Source organism: Acidaminobacterium chupaoyuni, assembly GCF_047936785.1.
In the GTDB taxonomy this organism is placed as follows: Bacteria; Bacillota; Clostridia; order Oscillospirales; family Butyricicoccaceae; genus Acidaminobacterium; species Acidaminobacterium chupaoyuni.
The window spans coordinates 2,256,496-2,277,726 of sequence record NZ_CP176394.1 but is presented as its reverse complement, the minus strand read 5'-3'; the positions used below and the strand labels follow the sequence as shown (position 1 = coordinate 2,277,726).

The following is a 21,231-nucleotide window of genomic DNA, read 5'->3' as shown; positions in this document are numbered from 1 at the left end:
ATGGAAAAAAAGGTCTGCTATCATAGCTAACGAAGGGTGGATATCACCCAGAAAAAATTTTTATAGGAGGAACTATACATGAGAACTCTGAAAAAAGTTCTTGCGCTGTCTTTGGTGTGTGCTATGGCATTCACAATGATGGCCGGCGCCACTTTCAAAGATCAAGACAAAATCAACTCTGATCTGACAAATGACGTCGAACTGATGCAGGCTCTCAACGTCTTAAAGGGCGATGAGAACGGCAATCTGAATCCTACCGATACTGTTACCCGTGAACAGGCCGCAAAGATGATTTACGTCCTGAAAAACGGCGGCACAGATGACGGCGCCACAGGCTGGAAGGGCATGAACCTGTTCAGCGATGTGCAGTCCGGCAGATGGAGCGAAGGCTACATCAACTACTGTGCTTCTATCGGCATCATCAACGGCTGGATGGAAAACGGCAAATCCGTATTTGCTCCCACATCCCCCGTTACCGGCGTTGAGCTGGGCAAAATGCTGCTGACTCTGGTTGGCTACAAAGCTTCCGAACAGGGCTACACCGGCGCAAGCTGGCAGGCAAATGTTCTGGCTGATGGCCAGGAAGCCGGCATCTTCACTTCCTTCACACCTTCTGTTCTGGCTCCTACTCCCAGAGAGTGGACAGCTCGCCTGATGGTCAATGCTCTGAATGCATATTCCATCACTTATTCCAAGGGCGAACTGGTTGTCAGCAATCTGACATACGCTCAGAAGAACCTGAAGCTGTATTCTGTTGAAGGCCAGCTGACTGAAACAAACATCAACAAGCTGGGCGGCAGCAATGTTAATGCCACTTTGAAAAGCAAAGATGACAATCAGATTGCGATCAAAGCAATTACTGGCTTGACCAACACTGTAACTGCCAGCATCGCTTATGACGACGCGAAGGCTGCTACTCCTCTGGCAAACCTGCTGGGCGAAAAAGTCAAAGTGTTCTACAAGATGGGAACAGACGATAAGGTTGACAACGCTGCTAAGATCTATTCTGTGATCGCGGCGAAGAATGTTGTTGTTAAAACTCTGCCTGTGAATGCTATCACAGTTTCCGGTTCCGATAGCACACTGGCGATCGCGTTTGATGGCTATGCAAAGACTGTTTATGGCGCAAAAACTCTGGAATCTTACACCAACAATGTAAAAGCTGGTGCTGATATCACTGTTGAAGCATTCAAGATGAAAGATAACAGAAATGTTACTCTGATCGACAACAATGGCGACGGCTACTTTGAAATCGCAAAGTTTGACGCAAAGCCCATCTATGCAATCGTTGATACCAACGATTCCGCTACTTCTACCTTCACAGTGAAGAATGCCACATCTACATTCAAACTGGATAATGGCGCTGGCACTGGCATCGATTTCAATAAATCGAATGCAACCAATTACACCAAGTATCTGAACTTCGTAGATACAGTTGCTAAGGATGATGTTGTTGCGATCACAGAAAACACAACTTCCGGCAAACTGGTTTATGATGTGAAGCTGGCAACAAAGGTTGCTGAAGCTGCTACAGGTTACACCCTGTCGGTCGTGGAGGGCAATACTTATTTTGACACAGTTAAAGTTGGCACAACCAACTATAACCTGTCCTCCAACGCTATGACAGGTTACAACTGGAACAAAACATCTGGTAGCAACGCCGGTTCCGACAAGACTTTCTATACCGATGGCAAGTATGTCGTGTTCTCTAAGGGCGCTGACACAAGCGTCAATGTTGACAACTTGGTCTATGTGATCGGTAAAGACAGCACTACTTCTTATGGCACAACCACTTACAAAGTGAAGGTTCTGCATGCAGACGGCACAATTGCTGAATATGTTCTGAACGAGAGCACTTCGGCTGGTGGCTTAAAGAATGATGCTGTTGCATTGAATGCTAATTTGGCAACACAGCCTGTCTTTAGTTATTCTCTGACAGACAATAACACCAAGATCGTGCTGAAGGCTCTGCCTGCAGGCGCATCGGGCAGCTTGACTTATGTAAACAAGGAAGGCGTAGTAGCGGATGGCTCTTATGTGAGCAAGACAGGTGTTGCTACAATCGGTGGTTCCGCTTATAAAGTCGCGGCTGACGCTGTGTTCTTTGCAAAGAGCGGCACAACTTATAAAATTGTGAAGGGCTCTGAACTGGCTGATCTGCAGGCTATCGACGGCAACCAGTATGCTTCTAAGAGCATCAACGGCTTTAGCACTCTGGTGTTTGGCGTTCTGAACGACATCGCCAGCGTAACAAGCGACAAGGCGAATGCTTTCGTAACAGGTTCTCCCTCTTACATCGGCAAAGTCGGCGACAAATATGTTGTAACTCTGCCTGTGTGGGCAAACGGCAAGGCTGATACACTGTCCTTCTCCTATGGCACTCCGGAATCGGCTGATGCAGATATGACATCTACTCTGGCAGGCCTGAAGAATAAAGCTATCGAATACACAGTGACCGATGGCTATGCAACGGCAAATGTGATCACAGCAACTGCTGCTGCAAGTGACACAAACTATGCTACAAACTATGCCGCAGGCAAAGTTTGGTACACAGGCAATCTGACAGCAGTCAACTCCACAGATGCTTTCATGAACGGCCAGTTTATGAAAGTTGCTTCCGATGTGAAGGTAACTGTTGTTGATGAAAACAGCGGCAGCTACAAAGTTGTCGAAGGCGGTTCTATTGTGAAGTCTGATGGCGCTGCGAACTCCGTATTGGTGAAAGTTTCCGTTTCTAACGGTGTTGTCACCATCAAAGAGATCATCTGCGAAGCTGACGGCGCAGCAATGAACATTGCTACTGTTGCTTAATTGAGTTTCTCAATTTAACAGCAAAACCTTTGAAAGGGCAGCCGATTGGCTGCCCTTTCTTTTTCATGTTTGCGCATTTACAAGAACAGCATCAAAAGCGCGGCCAAAGCCTGCCGCGCTTTTGATGCTGTTCTCTTATAAAAAAAATCCACAAATTGCGGGCGGTTCGGGGCGGCGCGGCCCCGGCGAAGAAAAAAGAAATCCGCCGAAAACAAAGGAAACATTGCAAAACGGGGGTGCTATTTTCAAACGGAATCTGTTATAATAAACAATAAGTTCGAAATGTTTATAAATGGCGGAGGATCACCATGAAAGAAGAAACAAAAAAAAGAAACGACAGTTATAAAAATAGAAAACCGCGCGCCCTGCAGAAAAACGCCCAGAGAGCCGCGCTTTTGGGCGAAGAAGATGAAAACCTCATTGAAGGGCGCAACGCGGTGGGCGAAGCCCTGCGCAGCGGCCGCGAGATCGATAAAATTTATTTCCACGCGGGCGCGCTGGGCAGCATCGGCAATCTGATCGCGCTGGCGCGAAAACAGGGCGTTACAGCGCAGGAAATCGATAAACGCAAGCTGGATGCCATGAGCGTGACCGGTTCTCACCAGGGCATCATCGCCATGGCGGCGGCCGTGGCCTATCGCTCGGTGGAAGATATGCTGGCGCTGGCCAAACAGCGCGGCGAAGCGCCGCTGCTGGTGCTTTGCGATGGCATCACCGATCCGCATAATCTGGGGGCCATCATCCGAACGGCCGAAATCGCGGGGGCACACGGCGTCATCATTCCGCGCCGCCGAAGCGCGGGGCTAAACGCCGCCTGCGCCAAAGCCGCGGCGGGCGCGCTGGAACATCTGCCCGTGGCGAAGGTGGCCAACATCGCTTCCACTGTGCAGGAACTGAAAAAACAGGGGATTTTCATTTATGCCGCCGATATGGATGGCGACAAAAGCTTGTATGACGCCGATTTCGCGGGGGCCACGGCGCTGGTCATCGGCAGCGAAGGCGAAGGCATTTCCGCATTGGTGAAAAAAGAATGTGATTTCGTGGTGAGCATCCCGCAAAAGGGGCATATCCCCTCGCTGAATGCTTCCAACGCGGCGGCGATCCTTTTATTTGAAGCCGTGAGAAAAAGAATGTAACAAAGCAAGGATGTGAACGCAGTGAGCAAGTATCCCGGCGAAGAAGAAACCACCTATTCGGTTGATGATATTATTGCGGAATTCAAAGCCACCGAAATGAGCGGCTTGGATGCCATGGATTTGGCAGAAATGAAAGATGAAGCCCAAAACCGCCGTTTGCAGGAAGAACAGCAGCCAAAGGGTAACGGGCAGAAAACTGCGCAAACATCCGTGGGCGGGCAAAAAACGCCGCAGAACGCCGCTTCTGAAGAAGAGGAAACACAGACCGGCGCCGAAAAGCAGGCAGCGCCCGATAAAACAGAAGAAAAAACGCCCCGGGCGCAGCCCGAACCCGATGAGGCCGCGCCGCGTTCGCGTTTCCGCATTATCGAAAACGAACAGTTTAAAAAAGAAAAAGAAGAACAAAGCCGCCTGGCAGAGCAGGAACGGCAGATGCAGGCCGAGCGGCAGGAAAAGCCGCCATCCGCAAAGCAGAGCCGCAAAGAAGAAACCCGGCAGGAAAGCGCGCAGGAAGAATTTTCATCCGGCGAGACCGGCGAAGAACCCGAAGAAGCCGCCCCGGAAGAGGGCGCGGTGCAAGGGCGGCGCTTTTTATTCTGGAAAAAAGAACCCGATGCGGCCAACCGCTGGGGCAATGAAGAAGATTACGGCGAATATGGCGAAGAAGAGGAAGAAGAAGAGCCGCTGAAAGAAGATTTCCTTTTTGAGCCCGATCCCGAAGATATTCCCCATAATATCAACCGTTTGGGCAAAAAGATCCGCCGCGTGACCGTTCGCGCCATCTGGCAGCTTGTTTTATTGGGGCTTTCGGTGCTGCTGATGCAGCTGCCCAATATCCCCAACCTGCCGATCCCCGAAAAACTGACTTATGCCAGCGCGCCGCAGCTTTATTTGCTGCTCCGCTGCTGCTTGCTGGCGGCTTCGCTGCTCTGCGCTTCCGATATTTTGGCGGCGGGGCTTTATCGCCTTGCGCATATCCGCCCGACGCTGGATTCTTTGGTAACGATCACCGCCGCGGCGGCCATGGCTCATTCTTTGGCCATTGCCCTCAAGCCCCCCGCGCAGGTGTTTGATTATGGCTATGTGGCCCAACTGGTGCTGTTTGCGGCGCTGGTGGGCAAACGATGCCGCCTGCTGATGCTGCGGCGCACTTATAAAGCCGCCATCTTGAGCAATTCCCCTGTGCATATCCGGTTGGAAGAACTCGAAAAAGAAAACATCCTGTATAAAGTGCAGGGCACGATGGATACAGACCTTTCTGTTATATCGCGCAGCGATATGACGCAGCGTATTGGGGCGATCTATGCCCCTATCGCCATTGCGGCGGTGCTGGCGCTGGCCGTGATGGCCAGTTTCGCCAAAAAGCAGCCCGGCAATTTCTTGCCCGCGCTGGCGGCTATTTCAAGCGTTGCCGCGCCTGTGGGGCTGCTGCTTTCCACCACCTCGCCGGGTTCACGCATCAGCAAAAAGCTGTTCACTTCCGGCACGGCGATGCTCAGCTATGACGCGGCGCGGCAGATGCAGAAGGCCAACAAAGCCGCGCTGACAGACAGCGATCTTTTTCCGCAGGGCAGTGTCGCCATCAGCGGCATGAAGGTGGGCAAAAACCAGACGCTGGAAAAAGTGGTGGCCACCGCCGCCGCCGTTTTGGGCCGCGTGGGCGGGGGAATTGGCTTTGCTTTTAATGATTTTGCCAAACAGCAATATATTTTCGTTCCGGAACCGGCTTCCATCGAATATTATGAAAGCGGCGGCATGAGCGCCAAAATCGGCAGCGATGAAGTTTTATGCGGCACAGCCGGGTTTCTGACCAGAATGGGCATCCATGTGACGGAAGGGCTCACCATCAAAAGCGGCGTGTTCATCGCCATCAACGGCGCTTTCGCGGGGGTCTTCGCGCTGAAATATCAAGCCCAGCCCCAGGGCCTTTCGGGCTTCAGTGTTTTGAAAACGGGGCGTTTGAAGCCTGTTTTGGCCACGCGCGATTTCAACCTGATCCCGCCCATGATCGAAAGCAAATTCGGCCTGCGCAGCGGCAATGTCACGATGCCCGATATCGAAACAAGGCTGCGCCTTTCGGGCGGCGCGGCGGCGGAAACGGAAAGCCCTTCACTGGCGCTGCTTTCACGCAACACGATGCTGACATTCTGCGATTGCATCACCGCCGCGCGGCGGTTTTGCTCGGCCGTTCATTTCAATGTGGCCTGTTCGGCGGCGGCGGGCATCATCGGCATGCTGCTGATGTTCTATCTTTCCTCCACCAATAATTATGCCGCGGGGTGCCCTTACAACGCCCTGCTTTACCTGCTGCTGTGGTATTTGCCGGTGTGGCTGAAGAGTTTTATTTCGTCGAGATATTAAACTTTCCACGGAATCTTTATGTAAAAGTGACCAAACAAAAACATTGTAAAAAGCAAAAATCTATTATATAATAACAAATAGATTCTCGCATATCACTTTACATGAAGGAGAAAAGCAATATGGTGTATACGACTGATAAGATTCGAAATGTCTGTCTGCTTGGGCACGGCGGAGATGGTAAAACCTCTCTGGTAGAGAGCCTTCTGTATGTAACCGGAAATATTGACCGCCTTGGTAAAGTTTCGGATGGAACGACGGTTTGTGATTTTGATCCGGAAGAGATAAAGAGAAAGATTTCGATTCAGACAAAGCTGGCACCGGTGGAAACACAGGGCTATAAGATCAATGTGATCGACACCCCGGGCTATTTCGATTTTGCGGGTGAAGTGACACAGGCTCTGCGCGTGGCCGGATGCGGCATCATCGTTGTTTCGGCAAAAGACGGCGTGAATGTGGGCACAGAAAAATCGTGGAAGATGGTGCGCAACAGAAAGCTGCCCAGTTTCTTCTATGTTTCGAAGATCGATGAAGAAAACGCCAACTTTGACAATGTTTATGAAAATCTGCGCGGGCAGTTCGGCAACAGCGTTACGCCGTTTGTCATCCCCCTGTTCGAAGACGGAAACCGCCCCGCGGGCGTCATCAATATCGTGACGCGCAAAGCGTTTAAATCCATCGACGGCAAGATCACGGAAGTGCCTCTGCCCGACAGCAAAAAGGAAAAGATCGATCGCCTGCGCGACGCGCTGGTGGAAAGCGTAGCCACCAATTCGGAAGATTTGATGGAAAAATTCTTCAACGGCGAAGAATTTTCAGAAGAAGAATTACTGCATGGGCTGCATCAGGGCGTGCTTTCGGGCGCGATCACCCCGGTCTGCTGCGGCAGTGCTTATACAGGCGTCGGCTCGCTGCAGCTGATCAAAACCTTGATCGACTATGCGCCGATCCCCTATGAAGGGCTTCCCGAATATGCCACAGATGCAAACGGCGAACCCATGGAACTGAAATTTGATGCCGATGGCAAACCCATGGCCATCGTTTTCAAAACCATTGCCGATCAATACGGCAGATTCTCTTATTTCAAAGTGGTTTCCGGCAAAGTGACTGCCGATATGTCGCTGCAAAATGTGCGCACCGGCAATATTGAAAAGCTGGGCCATATCTATTCGGTATGCGGCAAGAAGAATACAGAGATCACAGAGGTCAACTGCGGCGATATCGCGGCGGTGGCCAAGCTGAACGAAACCAAAACAGGCGATACACTTGCGGCGCCCGGGCTGGGCATCACACTGGAACCCATTGTGTTTGCCACCCCGAACTATTCCCAGGCCATCGCACCGAAAGTGAAGGGCAATGAAGAAAAAATCGCCGCCGGTTTGGCCCGTTTGCGCGATGAAGACCCCGCTTTCAAGGTTTCGAATAACACAGAGACCCATCAAATGATCATCAGCGGCGCGGGCGATATCCATTTGGATGTGCTTTGCTCGAAGCTGAAAAATAAATTTGGCGTAGAAGTGGAACTGACAGACGCCAAAGTGCCTTATCGCGAAAAGATCCGCAAGAGCGTGAATGTGGAAGGCAAGCATAAAAAACAATCCGGCGGCCACGGGCAGTATGGCCATGTAAAAATGACCTTTGAACCGTATACCGAAGGCGATTTCTTGTTTGAAGAAAAAACTTTCGGCGGCAGTGTGCCGAAGAATTTCCATCCCGCGGTCGAAAAAGGCATCCGCGAGGCCATGGTCCACGGCGTATTGGCCGGATACCCTCTGGTGGGGCTGAGAGCCATTTTGACAGACGGTTCTTACCACGATGTGGATTCCAACGAACTTTCGTTTAAGATGGCCGCAAGGCTGGCATACAAGGCGGGCATCCCGCAGGCGAACCCCTGCATTCTGGAACCGGTGGGAATCATGAAGGTCTATGTTCCCGACAGCTGCATGGGCGATGTGATCGGCGATTTGAACAAACGCCGCGGCCGTATTCTGGGCATGAACCCCATGGGCCAGGGCGAGCAGGAAGTGGTGGCTGAAGTGCCGATGGCAGAGATCAGCACATATGCGCTGGATCTGAGATCGATGACACAGGGCAGAGGCTCCTTTAACTTCGAATTTGAACGCTATATGGAAGCACCCCCGGCTGTTCAGCAAAAAGTGATCGAAGAAAGCAAGTTTGTGGATACAGAAGAATAAACAAAGAGCAAGGGCGTGCAGCATAAAGCTGCACGCCCTGTTTTGTTGTTCTGAGCAGGCAATTTTGCATGAGGCATTTAGGCCGGTTTGCTTGTGCGGCTGAAACGGTTTTTGCGATTTGGCGATTCCTTTGAAAAACGAAAGCACGGAAGCCGAAAAACATTTGCGATATGTAAAGCAAGATTACCTTTATAAAGAAAGAAACAGCGCCGTGACCCTCCCGAGATCACGGCGCTGTTTCTATATATGACTGTGTGCATTAATCGTATTCAACGATTCTCTCTCTCGCAACTATCATACCGAAATTCGGCAAAAGGGTAAAGCGAGAGAAAATGTTTTCAAAGAAAGAAAAAATATCAAAGATTCTGCTTACGAAAAGAAAGCAAAATTTGAGTTTTACTTAAGAAAAACAATGATTAGTGTTTCATCATCTGTTCTGCGTAAGCGTGTTCTTCTTCAAAAGTCAGCACTTTGCGGGCTACGCCGGATTTGGCGGCGGCAACCGCCACAGCGGCGGCGACCTGCGGGCCAACGCGGGGGTCGAACGCGGCGGGAAGCACATAATCTTCGCAGAGGTTTTCGGGCTCTACGATGGAAGCGATGGCTTCAGCGGCGGCGATCTTCATTTCTTCATTGATATCCGAAGCCATGGCATCCAGTGCGCCGCGGAAAATGCCGGGGAACACCAGAACATTGTTGACCTGGTTGGGGAAATCGCTGCGGCCTGTGCCGATGATGCGGGCGCCGCCTGCGAGGGCTTCTTCGGGGTAAATTTCGGGAACGGGGTTGGCCAGAGCAAACACGATGGCATCTTTATTCATTGAAGCCACCATCTCGCGGGTGACAAGGCCGGGGGCAGAAACACCGATGAACACATCTTTGCCGCGCAGAACATCGGCAATGCTGCCGCTTTCGTGGTTCTTGTTGGTTTCCAGCGCAACGGCAGACTGTTCTTTGTTCAAGCCTTCCGCACCGGCGACCAAAGCGCCGCGGCGGTTGCAGAGGATCACATTCTTTGCGCCATAAGCGTTCAGCAGGCGGGCGATGCTGATGCCCGCGGCGCCGGCGCCGCTGATGACGATCTCTGTTTCAGAGAAAGGCTTCTTCAGAATTTTCAGAGCATTGATGAGACCCGCCAGAACGATCACGGCTGTGCCATGCTGATCGTCGTGGAACACGGGGATGTTCATTTCTTTTTTCAGGCGCTGTTCAATGCCGAAGCAGCGGGGGCCGCTGATATCTTCGAGGTTGATGCCGCCGAAAGAAGGTTCAAGCTGCTTGACAAGCTTCACGATCTCGTCTTCATCTTTTGTGCCGATGCAGATCGGCACGGCGTTGATGCCGGCAAAGGTGTTGAACAGCACGCATTTGCCTTCCATAACGGGCATTGCGGCTTCGGGGCCGATATCGCCCAGGCCCAAAACGGCGGTGCCGTCGGAAACGACCGCGATATAGTTGGGCTTCATGGTGTATTCATAAGCCAGCGCCTTATCTTCGGCGATCTTCTTGCAGGGTTCCGCAACACCGGGGGTATAGGCAACGGCAAGGTCATCTTTTGAATTGACACTGACTTTGCTTGTTACCGCCAGCTTGCCTTTCAGGGCGCTGTGGAGCTTTAATGCTTCTGCTGCATAATCCATAAGTCATGTTCCTCCAATCAATGATGGTCAACGGTTGTTATTTCGTCTGATATTTCTTCAGTTCATCCAGCTCTTTTTCAGAGAAGGTCAGTTTGAACGGATCGAGGATCTTATCCACTTCTTCTGCGCTGACGATGCCCTTCTGAACAACCAGCTTGCGAACGGGCACGCCGGTCTTCAGAGATTCTTTCGCGATATCGGAAGCTTTCTTATAACCGATGTAGGGGCAGAGGGCTGTGACCATGCCAACGCTGTGTTCCAGCAGTTCGAGGCAATGTTCCTTGTTGGCGGTGATGCCCAGAATGCAGTTGTCGATCAGGGTGGAAACGGCGCCTGTCAGTGTTTCGATGGATTCGAACAGGTTATAGAACAGCACGGGTTCAAAAGCGTTCAGTTCAAGCTGACCGGCTTCGGCGGCCAGTGTGATGGTGGTATCGTTGCCGATGATGTTGAAAGCAACCTGGCTGACAACTTCGGGGATGACGGGGTTGACTTTGCCCGGCATGATGGAAGAGCCGTTCTGCTTCGGGGGCAGGTTGATTTCGTTGAGGCCTGTGCGGGGGCCGCTGGAAAGCAGACGCAGGTCGTTGGACATTTTGGAAAGCGTCACGGCGCAGGTCTTGATGATGCCGGAAACATTCACGAAACCATCCAGGTTCTGTGTGGCGTCGATCAGATCTTCAGCCTGAACAACGGGATATTTTGTGATGTCGCTGATATCGGAAACGATATGATCCAGATAATCGGCGCTGACATTGATGGCGGTGCCGATGGCGGTGGCGCCCATGTTCAGAACGCACATATCTTTTGCGGCTTTATGCAAACGGGCGATGTCGCGCTTGACAGCGGAAGCATAAGCATGGAAAGACTGGCCCATACGGATTGGCACTGCGTCCTGCAGCTGGGTGCGGCCCATTTTCACCACATCGTCAAATTCTTTGGATTTGACTTCCAGCGCATCATACAGGCGGTTGAGCTGAACCAGAGCACCGGGCAGCAGCGAGAGGATCGTCAGTTTGCCGGCGGTGGGGAACACATCGTTGGTGGATTGCGCCATGTTCACATGGTCGTTGGGGTGAACGATGGAATAATCGCCCTTCTGGCCGCCCAGAATTTCGATGGCGCGGTTGGCGATCACTTCGTTGGCGTTCATGTTGGCAGAAGTGCCGGCGCCGCCCTGAATGGCATCGGCGATGAACTGATCGTGGAACTGGCCGTCGATGATCTCATCGCAAGCCTGCATGATGGCTTTGGCGATTTTTTCTTCCAGCTTGCCGGCGCGCAGGTTCGATTGCGCCGAAGCTTTTTTGATCTGCGCCAGGCTGATGATCAGGTTTCTGTGCATGGGGTGGCCTGTGATGGGGAAATTCATCTTTGCGCGCAGGGATTGAACACCGTAATATGCGTCAACAGGTACTTCTAAAGTGCCGATGGAGTCAGCTTCCGTTCTTGTTTTGATGGACATAAGGTTTTGCCTCCCAATATATATTAGATTATTTTGTGTCAGAAAGCGGATCTTTTTTTCTCTTCCGCCTGCAACAGAATACAGCATTTCGGCCCAAAGTGTAAGGGAAAAGCAAAAAGACGAAAGAAATCAAAAAAGTTGGGGCCTGCGGGTTGGTTTTATAAATCATTTTTCGCAAGGTACTTTATTTTATAAAGGATTTCTGATACAATGAAAGCAAATGTTCAAACTGAGTGTGATTGCGGAGAAGAATAGAATGATGGATCTGATCGACAAAAAAATATTATCTTTGCTGGGCGAAAACGCTCGAATGCCCTTGAAACAGATCGCGGAGCAGGTGTTTTTATCTGCGCCGGCAGTCTCTGCGCGCATTGAACGGTTAGAAAAATCGGGCATCATCACGGGCTATCGCGTGGTGGTCGATCCCAACAAGCTGGGCTATCATATCGTGGCGTTTGTGAATGTGGTGCTGCCGCCCGAGCGTCAGCAGGCTTTTTATGATTTTATTTCGTCTTATGCAGGCGTGGTGGAATGTTATCATGTGGCGGGGGCCTATTCCATGCTGATGAAAGCGTGCTTCCCCGACACCCATCAGCTGGATAGCTTTGTGGCCAAGGTTCAGAAAATGGGGAAAACACAGACGCAGATCGTTTTTTCTCAGGTCATCGAAAAGCGTGAGATCGAACCCCATCTATAAAAAACGAAAAATCATGCCGCTCTTTCGAAAAAGGGCGGCTTTTTTCTGCGAAAAAATCATTAAAACAGGCCGGCGGCAAAGCAAGAAAAAAAGGTTTTCGGCGTTTTGGCAGGAAATATCACCTTTTTTGTGAGAATTCAAAAGAATGAATTGAAAAGAATGCTCGAAATTGTTAAAATAAAAAGGTATATCTAAAGAAAAGGGGTGAGACGGTGCATCTGAAAGAACTGGAAGTGCAGGGGTTCAAATCGTTCCCCGATAAAGTGACCATGCAGTTCAGCAGCGGGATCACCGCCATCGTCGGCCCTAACGGTTCGGGAAAATCCAATATCGTTGATGCGATCCGCTGGGTGATGGGGGAGCAATCTTCAAAAACACTGCGCGGGGCGCGCATGGAAGATGTGATTTTCGGCGGGACCCAAAAAAGAAAGCCCATGGGCTTTTCGCAAGTCACTTTAACGGTGGATAACAGCGAGCATTCGCTGCCGGTGGATTATGACACGGTGGCGATCACGAGAAGGCTGTACCGTTCGGGGGAAAGCGAATATTTTATCAATAAAAAAGCGGTGCGCCTCAAAGATATCCATGAACTGCTCATGGATACGGGCCTGGGCCGCGACGGCTATTCGATTATCGGCCAGGGCAGGATCGATGAGATCCTTTCTGTGAAAAGCACAGACCGCCGTGAAATTTTTGAAGAAGCCGCGGGAATCACAAAATTCCGTTATAGAAAAGAAGAAGCAGAACATAAACTGGAAGCGACCGAAGAAAATCTGGTCAGGATCCGCGATATTTTAACAGAATTGGAAGGCCAGGTGGAACCGCTGCGCCTTCAATCGGAAAAAGCCCGGCGTTTCCTGCTTTTGCGGGATGAACTGCGCTCGCTGGAGGTTTCCGTTTGGATGCAGCAGCTGGAAACCATCCACGAAGAGGCCCGAAAACTGAAAGTGGATTATGAAAACGCGGAACGCATGCTTTCGGCCAGAAAAAGGCAGCTGCAGGAAGGCTATGCCCGCAGCGAGGCGCTTGCCGAAGAAATGCGCCGAAAAGAAAGCGAAGCGGAACAGGCGCGGCTGAAAGAACAGCAGTTGAAAGCGCAGGCCGCCGAGCTGAAGGCCGCCATCGGCATTTTGGAAGCCAACGCCGCCAACGAAGAAGAAAACGCCCGCCGCATGAAGCAGGAACTTTCAGCAGAGGAAAGCCGCGGCGAAACTTTGGAACAGCAAAGACAGCAGCGCCTTGGGCGGCTGAAAGAGCTGGAAGAACTGATCGCCCGGCAGGAAGAGACCCGCGACGCTTTGCTTTTAAAGCGCGCCGAGCAAAAAAAGAGCCTGGAAGAAGCGCGCAAAACCTGCGATGAAGCAGAAGAAGCCCTCCGCCTGCTGCAGCAGCAGGAAAACGCGCTGGGGGTCACCGCCGCGGCGCTGCGCTCGGGCGTTGAGGAAATTCAGGCCCGCAGCGGAACCATCACCGAAGAGATCGATCGCGCATTTGAAAAAAGACGGCAGGAACAGGAAAACGCCCGCCGCCTGAAGCAGGAGATCGAGCAGACCAAAGAAAATGAGATCGCCGCGGGCAACCGCGCCGGCGGGTTTTTATTAAGAGAAAAAAGCCGCAAAGATAAGCTGGATCAGCTGATGAGGCAGGCGGAAGAGCAGCACCGCAGGCACGCCGCACAGGCGGATCGCCTCAATTTGCTGCAATCGCTTGAAAACGAATATGAAGGCTTCAGCCGCGCGGTGAAAGAAGTGTTGATCGCGGCGGAAAAGGGCGTTTTGCAGGGCGTTCACGGGCCGGTATCGCGGCTGATCGCCACAAAAGACGAATACGCCGTGGCCATCGAGATCGCTCTGGGCGGCGCGCTTTCCAACATCGTCACCGAAAAAGAAGAAAACGCCAAGGCCGCCATCGGCTATTTGAAACAGCGCCAGTTCGGCAGAGCCACCTTTTTGCCGCTGACGGCGGTGAAACCACGCCGCAGCGCCCAACCTCGCAAAGAAGAACCCGGATTTTTGGGCATGGCCGATGAACTGGTGAAAACCAAAAACGAATATCGCGCCGTGGTCAGCAGCCTGCTGGGCGCCACCGCGGTGATGGATACGCTGGATCACGCCATCGATCTGGCCAAAAAAACGAAATATCAATATCGCCTTGTGACACTGGATGGCCAGCTGATCAACCCTTCGGGCGCCATGACGGGCGGCAGCCTCAACCGCAGCACGGGCATGCTTTCGCGCGCAAACGAGATCGCCAGACTGCGGCAGCAGCAGGAAGACGCCGAAAAAGAATTGCAGCAGCTGAAACAGGCCGTTGCGCTGGCACAGCAGGAATATTTGAAAGCGCAAAACGAGCGCATGATCTCTCAGCAGGAAGAGACCAACGCCCGCGAAGCGCTTCTGGGGCTGGAAGCCCAGCAGAAGCAGCATGCCGTTTTGCTGGAAAGCATGGAAACCGCTTTCGCAGGGCTGGAAAAAGAACAGCAAAGCGCGGGAACGCGCCTGGAAGAGATCGGCAAGCGCCTGGAAGAACTGGAATGGAACCGCACCGAACTGGAACAGCAGCAGCAGGAGCAAAGCCGGCAGATCGGCCTGGCAAAAAGCGCCTTGCTGGGGCAGGAAAAACAGCTGGAACGGTTGGAAGCGCAGCAGCATGAATGGCAGATGCAGCGCGCACAGGCCGAGACCCAGCAGGCCGAAGCGCGGCATTCTTTAGAAGATCTGGAAGCCCTGATCGAAGCTTTGCAGGGCGGCCGTGAAGAAAAAGAACAGCGCATCGCCGAGCTTTATGCCCACGCGGAACAGCTGAAAGCCGAAAAGAACGGCAAGCGGGAAGAAGCCGAAGCCAAAGAGGCGGCGGCCGGCGCCCAGACAGAGACCATCGCCGCGCTGCTGGAAGCCAAAATGGGCCTTGAGGCCCGCCGCGTGCAGGCCGAAAAAGAAAATCAGGAACAGAACAATGAGCTTTTGATGATGGAGCGCGAACGCGCACGATTGGAAAACAAAAAGGAACAGGCGGAAACCGAGGAACGGCAGATTTTTGATAAATTATGGGAAACCTATGAATTGACGAAAACCACCGCCGCCGCCATCTGTATCCCGCTGGAAAGCCTTTCCGCAGCGCAAAAATCCATCGCCAGATTGAAGGAAGAAAGCCGCAAGCTGGGCAGCATCAATTTGGAAGCCATTGAGGAATATGAAAAAGTAAAAGAACGCTATGAGTTTTTGAAGGCCCAGCGCGAAGATCTGGAACACGCCAAGCAGGAATTGGGCGGCATCATCCGCGACCTGACAGAGCAGATGAAAAAGATCTTTGCCTCGGAATTCGAAAAGATCAATGAAAATTTTCAAACCACCTTCGTCGAAATTTTCGGCGGCGGCAGCGCCACGCTGATTCTGGAAGATGAAAGCGATGTGCTCAACTGCGGCATCGAGATCCGTGTGGAACTGCCGGGCAAAAGCCGCCGCGCCATCTCGCTGTTATCCGGCGGTGAAAAGGCGTTCGTGGCCATTGCGCTGTATTTTGCCATTTTGAAGGTGAGCCCCACGCCTTTCTGCGTGCTCGATGAGATCGAAGCGGCGCTGGATGATGTGAATGTGCAGCGGTATGTGGAATATATGCGCAGACTTTGCGGGAACACCCAGTTCATCCTCATCACGCATCGCCGCGGCACCATGGAAGGGGCCGATATCCTTTATGGCGTCACCATGCAGGAACAGGGCGTCACAAAACTGCTGCCGCTGCAGCTGGATGAGATCGAGAAAAAATTGGGGAAAACAGCCAACCAAACCGCGGGCAGCCGCGTCTGATAAATAACGAGCAATAAGGAGAAGACTATGGGCTTTTTTGATAAGATCCGCGAGGGATTGAAGAAAACAAAAAGCAATGTGGAAGAAAACATCAATTCCGTTTTGGCGGTTTTCCGCAAAGTGGATGACGAACTGTTGGAAGAACTGGAGGATGCGCTGATTTTGGCCGATATCGGCGCGCAGACGGCTTCTGAAACCATTGATGAATTGAGAGAACTGGCCAAAAAGAAAAATTTCACCACCCGCGAAGAGATCATGGAAGCGCTGTGCGAGATCCTCACTTCGAAAATGACTCCCAACGAGGGGCTGAAGCTCACCACAAAGCCTTCGGTGATTCTGGTCATCGGCGTCAACGGGGTGGGCAAAACCACCACCATCGGCAAACTGGGCCAGAAACTGACGGCGGAAGGCAAAAAAGTGCTGTTCGCGGCGGCAGATACTTTCCGCGCAGCGGCGGCCGATCAGCTTGGCGTGTGGGCCCAGAGATGCGGCGCCGATATCGTTCGCCACAGCGAAGGCGCCGACCCCGCGGCGGTGATCTTCGATGCCATCACGGCGGCAAAAGCCCGCGGCGCGGATGTGGTGATCTGTGATACCGCAGGCAGGCTGCATAACAAACAGAACCTGATGAACGAGCTTTCCAAGATCAACCGCGTGATCGACCGCGAATTGCCCGGGGCCGATAAAGAGACCCTTCTCGTGCTGGATGCCGTCACCGGGCAGAACGCCCTTACCCAGGCGGAACAGTTCAATCAGGCGGCTTCGCTGACAGGGCTTGTGATCACCAAGCTGGATGGCACGGCCAAGGGCGGCATTGCCATCAATGTTTCCGCGCGGCTGAATGTGCCCATCAAATATATCGGCGTGGGCGAAACGGCAGATGATCTGCTGGAATTCGACGCGGGCGAATTTGTAAAGGCGTTTTTTGAATAAAGAAAGCAAAAAAAGGAAAAATTTCAAGAGAACGGAAACCTTATAGAAGGAGAACACAATGCCAAGACAGGATGGAAGAACACAAGACCAGATGAGGCCCATTCGCATCACGCCTCACTATATCAAATATCCCGAAGGCTCGGTATTGATCGAATGCGGAGATACCAAGGTGATTTGCAACGCAACGGTGGAAGAATCTGTGCCGCCGTTTAAAAAAGGCAGCGGCAGCGGCTGGGTCACGGCGGAATATTCCATGCTGCCCCGCGCCACCCATACAAGAGGCAGCCGCGATGTGGCAAAGCTGAAGCTTTCGCCCCGCAGCGCGGAAATTCAAAGGCTGGTGGGCCGCGCGCTGCGTTCGGTCACCGATCTGGATGCGCTGGGCGAACGCAGCATCACCATCGATTGCGATGTGATCCAGGCCGATGGCGGCACACGCTGCGCTTCGATCACGGGCGGCTTTGTGGCGCTGGTTCTGGCGCTTGAAAAAATGAAGGCGCAGGGCGTTTTTCATAAACTGCCCATTTCGGGTTATGTGGCGGCGGTCAGCTGCGGCTTACAGGGCAAAACGCCGCTGCTGGATCTTTGCTATGTGGAAGACAGCAGCGCGGCGGTGGATTGCAATTTTGTGATGGATGATAAAAACAACATCATCGAAGTGCAGGGCACCGGTGAAGAACGGCCTTTCAGCAAACAGGAACTGGATCAGCTTTATGCGCTGGCCGAAAAGGGCATCGCCCAGCTGATGGCGGCGCAAAAAGAGATCATCGGAGACCTGATATGAAGCGGTTCGTTCTGGCATCGAACAATGAAAAAAAGCTGCGGGAACTGGGCCAGATTTTAGAGCGCATGGGCCTTGCGGTGATCTCTCAGCAGGAAGCGGGCATCCACACGAACCCCGAAGAAACCGGCAAGACCTTTGAAGAAAACGCCAGGATCAAAGCAAGGGCGGCCTGTGAAGCTTCGGGCCTGCCGGCGGTGGCGGATGATTCGGGGCTGGAAGTGGAAGCGCTGGGCGGCGCACCGGGCATCTTTTCGGCCCGCTATTGCCCCGGGAGCGATGAAGACCGTGTGGCGTTTTTGCTGAAAAATATGAGCGAGATCCCTCAGGGGCGGCGGCAGGCGCGGTTCGTTTCGGCCATTGCCTGCGTTTTTCCGGATGGCAGAGAGCTTTGCTGCCGCGGGGAATGCCCCGGCGAAATTCTGAACGAAACGCGCGGCGCGGGCAGGTTTGGCTATGATCCGGTTTTTTATCTGCCGGAAGAGGGCCTCACCTTCGCCGAAATTCCGCAGGAACTGAAAAATAAAATATCCCACAGGGCAAAAGCGCTGGAACGCTTTTCGACCCTGCTGGAGAACATGATGAAATCGGGAGAACATGAATGATTACTTCGAAACAACGAGCAAAGCTCAGATCGATGGCCAACACGCTGGATACCGTGATGCAGATCGGCAAGGGCGGCATTACGGAAAGCGTTGTCAAACAGGCGGAAGAGGCCATCAGCAACAAAGAGCTGATCAAGGTTCGTGTGCTGGAAAGCGCGCTGCTTTCGGCCCGCGAGGCCTGTGAAGCCCTTTGCGCCGAAATGAACGCCGAACCCGTGCAGTGTATCGGTTCGCGCTTCGTCATTTTCAAGCGCAATGAGAAAAAGCCGGTCATCGATTTTGATGCATAACGAAACCGTTTTGCGGCTGGGCGTGTTTGGCGGCACTTTCAACCCACCGCACAGCGGCCACGCGGGGGCGGCCAGCGCCTGCGTGGAGCAACTCAGGCTGGACAAGCTCTTGCTGATCCCCACGCGCCAGCCCCCCCATAAAGCGCTTCCGAAAGATTCGGCCACGGCGCAGCAGCGGCTGGAAATGGTGAAGCTGCTGGCCGAAGATCTGCCTAAAACGGAAGCCTGCGATCTTGAGATCCGGCGGGGCGGCACCAGTTATACCTGGCAGACCATGCAGCAGCTGACGGAAGAATTCCCCCGGGCAAGCAAATGGCTTTTGATGGGAACGGATATGTTTTTCAGCTTTGACCGCTGGAAAAACATCGATGTGATCGCAAAATGCTGCCGCCTGGCGGTGGCCGCCCGCTCACCGGTGGAAAAAGAAAAAATAATGGATTTCGCCGAAAAACTGCGCCGGGAGATCGGCATTGAAACCGATCTGCTGCGGGGCAGGATCATTGAAATCAGTTCCACACAGCTGCGGCGGGAACTGGAAGCGGGAACCGCGGCAGAAGCGGGAATGCTGCCCGCCAAAATAGAGAGATACATTCGGCAGCAGGGGTTATATCAGATCGGAGGATAACGATATGAAACAGCAGGATCTGTGTAAACTTCGTGAAAGCGTCAGCCAACGGATGACACCAAAACGATATCAGCATACTTTGGGCGTTGAAAAGGCCGCGGCAGAGCTGGCGCGCGTTTATGGCGCATCGGAAGACCAGGCGCGCAGAGCCGCGCTGCTGCATGATGTGACGAAATGCCTGCCCTTGGAAGAGCAGTTGAAATTATGTCGGCGGTGGGGTATAATTACCCAATATGGCGCCAACGCGCCTGAGCTTTTGCATGCCGATACGGGGGCGGCTGTCGCCCGCGAAGAATTCGGCGAGGAAGAAGCCGTGGTGGAAGCCATTCGAAACCATACCACCGGCGCGCCCGATATGACATTGCTCGACAAGATCATTTATCTGGCCGACTGCATTGAGGAAAACCGTGATTACGACGGTGTGGAAGAAATCCGCGCGCTTTGCCGCAAAGATTTGGATGACGCGATGATATTCGCGCTGAAGGAAAATTTGGACCATGTGATCAGACGGGGAAAACAGCCGAACACACGATCGCAGCAAGCACTTGATTTTTATCAAGCAAAGAAAGAGAAATGCTTATGAAAATGTATGGCGGACAAAACAAACCAGCAAAGACAGCAAAACCAAAGAAAAAGATCAAACCCCATCGCCTGGCGATTTTGATCGTTGGCATCGTGATCGCGTTAGGGCTTTCCGCTTGGGGAATTTTGCATCTGGTGGCCAAGCCCCCCGATGTGAGCGTGGATAAAACAGACAAAACCGATAAAAATGATAAAGAAGATCTTTATGCCGATCTGGCGGAACCGTTTGTGGATTCGGGTGATAAAACGCGCAAAAAAGATTTTTATACTTTTATGATCTGCGGCACCGATAACGACGGGACCAGAACAGATACCATCATCGTTGCTTCTTATAACATCAAGACCCAAACGGTGAACATGGTGAACATTCCCCGCGATACCATGTCGAATGTGAAACGCAAAATCAAAAAGATCAATTCCGGCTTCAACGGCGGGCCCGACCAGCTGAAAGAAGAGCTTCAGATGCTGATCGGCATTCCCATCGACCGTTATGCCGTGATCGATTTCAAGGGCTTTATCCAGCTGATCGATCTGATCGGCGGCGTTGATTTTGATGTGCCCACCTATATGGTTTGGGATGATCCCACACAGGATCTGCATATCTTCCTGGAACCGGGCATGCAGCATTTAGACGGCGCCAAAGCCATCCAGCTGGTGCGCTTCCGCCAGAACAACCCCGGGGTCAAGGGCGGTTATGCCGAAGGCGATATCGGCCGCATCAAGATGCAGCAGAATTTCCTGCGCACCGTGGCCAAAAAAGTTTTAAGCCTTTCCAATGTGATGAAACTGAATGATATGGCATCGGCCATTTTCGATAACACCAAAACCGACATGTCGATGAACGAGATCCTGTGGTTCGGCCTGCGCGCCATGAAGATGGATTTCAACAACATCAACATGACAACGCTTCCCGGCCACGACGCTTACCTCTATGAGCCCGATTACGGCCATATGCAGTCTTATTATGTGCCGGAAGAAGACAAAATTCTGACGATGGTCAACGAGCTGCTCAACCCCTATGAAGAACCCGTGACCCAGCTGAACCTGATCGATGTGAGCCGTTATTCCAGCGAGAAACCTTCGGGTTCCTCCAAATCGAGCAGTTCTTCGAGCTCTTCCAAAAGCAGTTCCGCCGCCAAATCGAGCAGCAGCAAGACAGAAACCAACACCACCACCGATAAACAGCCCGACACCAATGCATCGACCACCCAGCCCGGGAACAGCGGCGATGCACAAAACAACACACAACCGAGCAGCGGCGATGCAGGCGTCACAACGCCTTCCACCACCGCGCCTTAACCGAAACA

At 52.6% G+C, this 21,231-nt stretch carries 15 protein-coding genes; 13 read left to right on the top strand and 2 right to left on the bottom strand.

Annotated features, from left to right (window positions below; all coding sequences use genetic code 11):
• Positions 1-78: 78 nt before the first annotated feature.
• The 4 genes from ACJA3I_RS10855 to ACJA3I_RS10840 all read left to right on the top strand — a co-directional run bounded on the left by ACJA3I_RS10855 (position 79) and on the right by ACJA3I_RS10840 (position 8,500).
• Complete coding sequence (locus ACJA3I_RS10855) at positions 79-2,811, top strand: S-layer homology domain-containing protein (RefSeq protein WP_458862613.1); 2,733 nt, start codon at positions 79-81, stop codon at positions 2,809-2,811.
• 308 nt (positions 2,812-3,119) lie between these two features.
• On the top strand, positions 3,120-3,947 hold the full coding sequence (gene rlmB, locus ACJA3I_RS10850) for a 23S rRNA (guanosine(2251)-2'-O)-methyltransferase RlmB (protein ID WP_458862612.1): 828 nt from the start codon (positions 3,120-3,122) through the stop codon (positions 3,945-3,947).
• Positions 3,948-3,968: 21 nt separating this feature from the next.
• Positions 3,969-6,308 (top strand): hypothetical protein, encoded by a 2,340-nt coding sequence (locus ACJA3I_RS10845; protein ID WP_458862611.1) that lies wholly within the window; start codon positions 3,969-3,971, stop codon positions 6,306-6,308.
• Between the two features lie 119 nt (positions 6,309-6,427).
• Positions 6,428-8,500, top strand: coding sequence for an elongation factor G (locus ACJA3I_RS10840; RefSeq protein WP_458862610.1), 2,073 nt, complete (start codon positions 6,428-6,430; stop codon positions 8,498-8,500).
• Positions 8,501-8,916: 416 nt separating this feature from the next.
• Here the strand turns inward: ACJA3I_RS10840 and ACJA3I_RS10835 are convergent, their stop codons facing one another.
• Positions 8,917-10,140 carry an NAD(P)-dependent malic enzyme gene (locus ACJA3I_RS10835; RefSeq protein WP_458862609.1) on the bottom strand — a complete coding sequence of 408 codons (1,224 nt, stop codon included), beginning with the start codon at positions 10,138-10,140 and terminating at the stop codon, positions 8,917-8,919.
• 37 nt (positions 10,141-10,177) lie between these two features.
• Positions 10,178-11,599 carry an aspartate ammonia-lyase gene (locus ACJA3I_RS10830; RefSeq protein ID WP_458863853.1) on the bottom strand — a complete coding sequence of 474 codons (1,422 nt, stop codon included), beginning with the start codon at positions 11,597-11,599 and terminating at the stop codon, positions 10,178-10,180.
• 265 nt (positions 11,600-11,864) lie between these two features.
• On the opposite strand from ACJA3I_RS10830, the gene ACJA3I_RS10825 reads away from it, so the two are divergent.
• The 9 genes from ACJA3I_RS10825 to ACJA3I_RS10785 all read left to right on the top strand — a co-directional run bounded on the left by ACJA3I_RS10825 (position 11,865) and on the right by ACJA3I_RS10785 (position 21,223).
• Entirely contained in the window at positions 11,865-12,302 is a 438-nt protein-coding gene (locus tag ACJA3I_RS10825; protein WP_458863852.1) for an Lrp/AsnC family transcriptional regulator, read from the top strand.
• 212 nt (positions 12,303-12,514) lie between these two features.
• On the top strand, positions 12,515-16,108 hold the full coding sequence (gene smc, locus ACJA3I_RS10820) for a chromosome segregation protein SMC (RefSeq protein ID WP_458862608.1): 3,594 nt from the start codon (positions 12,515-12,517) through the stop codon (positions 16,106-16,108).
• 27 nt (positions 16,109-16,135) lie between these two features.
• Positions 16,136-17,041, top strand: a complete 906-nt coding sequence (gene ftsY / locus ACJA3I_RS10815) for a signal recognition particle-docking protein FtsY (protein ID WP_458862607.1) — start codon at positions 16,136-16,138, stop codon at positions 17,039-17,041.
• A gap of 58 nt (positions 17,042-17,099) precedes the next feature.
• Positions 17,100-17,825: a ribonuclease PH gene (rph, locus tag ACJA3I_RS10810; protein ID WP_458862606.1), complete on the top strand. Its 726-nt coding sequence runs from the start codon at positions 17,100-17,102 to the stop codon at positions 17,823-17,825.
• Entirely contained in the window at positions 17,822-18,427 is a 606-nt protein-coding gene (gene rdgB, locus ACJA3I_RS10805) for an RdgB/HAM1 family non-canonical purine NTP pyrophosphatase (RefSeq protein ID WP_458862605.1), read from the top strand. Before rph ends, rdgB begins: the two co-directional genes overlap by 4 nt.
• Positions 18,424-18,717 carry a YhbY family RNA-binding protein gene (locus ACJA3I_RS10800; protein WP_458862604.1) on the top strand — a complete coding sequence of 98 codons (294 nt, stop codon included), beginning with the start codon at positions 18,424-18,426 and terminating at the stop codon, positions 18,715-18,717. The genes rdgB and ACJA3I_RS10800 overlap by 4 nt, the downstream gene beginning before the upstream one ends.
• Positions 18,710-19,342 (top strand): nicotinate (nicotinamide) nucleotide adenylyltransferase, encoded by a 633-nt coding sequence (gene nadD, locus ACJA3I_RS10795; RefSeq protein WP_458863851.1) that lies wholly within the window; start codon positions 18,710-18,712, stop codon positions 19,340-19,342. The genes ACJA3I_RS10800 and nadD overlap by 8 nt, the downstream gene beginning before the upstream one ends.
• A gap of 4 nt (positions 19,343-19,346) precedes the next feature.
• The gene (gene yqeK, locus ACJA3I_RS10790) at positions 19,347-19,925 is read left to right on the top strand and encodes a bis(5'-nucleosyl)-tetraphosphatase (symmetrical) YqeK (protein ID WP_458862603.1); all 579 of its coding nucleotides are present in this window, start codon (positions 19,347-19,349) and stop codon (positions 19,923-19,925) included.
• Positions 19,922-21,223 carry an LCP family protein gene (locus tag ACJA3I_RS10785; protein ID WP_458862602.1) on the top strand — a complete coding sequence of 434 codons (1,302 nt, stop codon included), beginning with the start codon at positions 19,922-19,924 and terminating at the stop codon, positions 21,221-21,223. Before yqeK ends, ACJA3I_RS10785 begins: the two co-directional genes overlap by 4 nt.
• Positions 21,224-21,231: the final 8 nt, after the last annotated feature.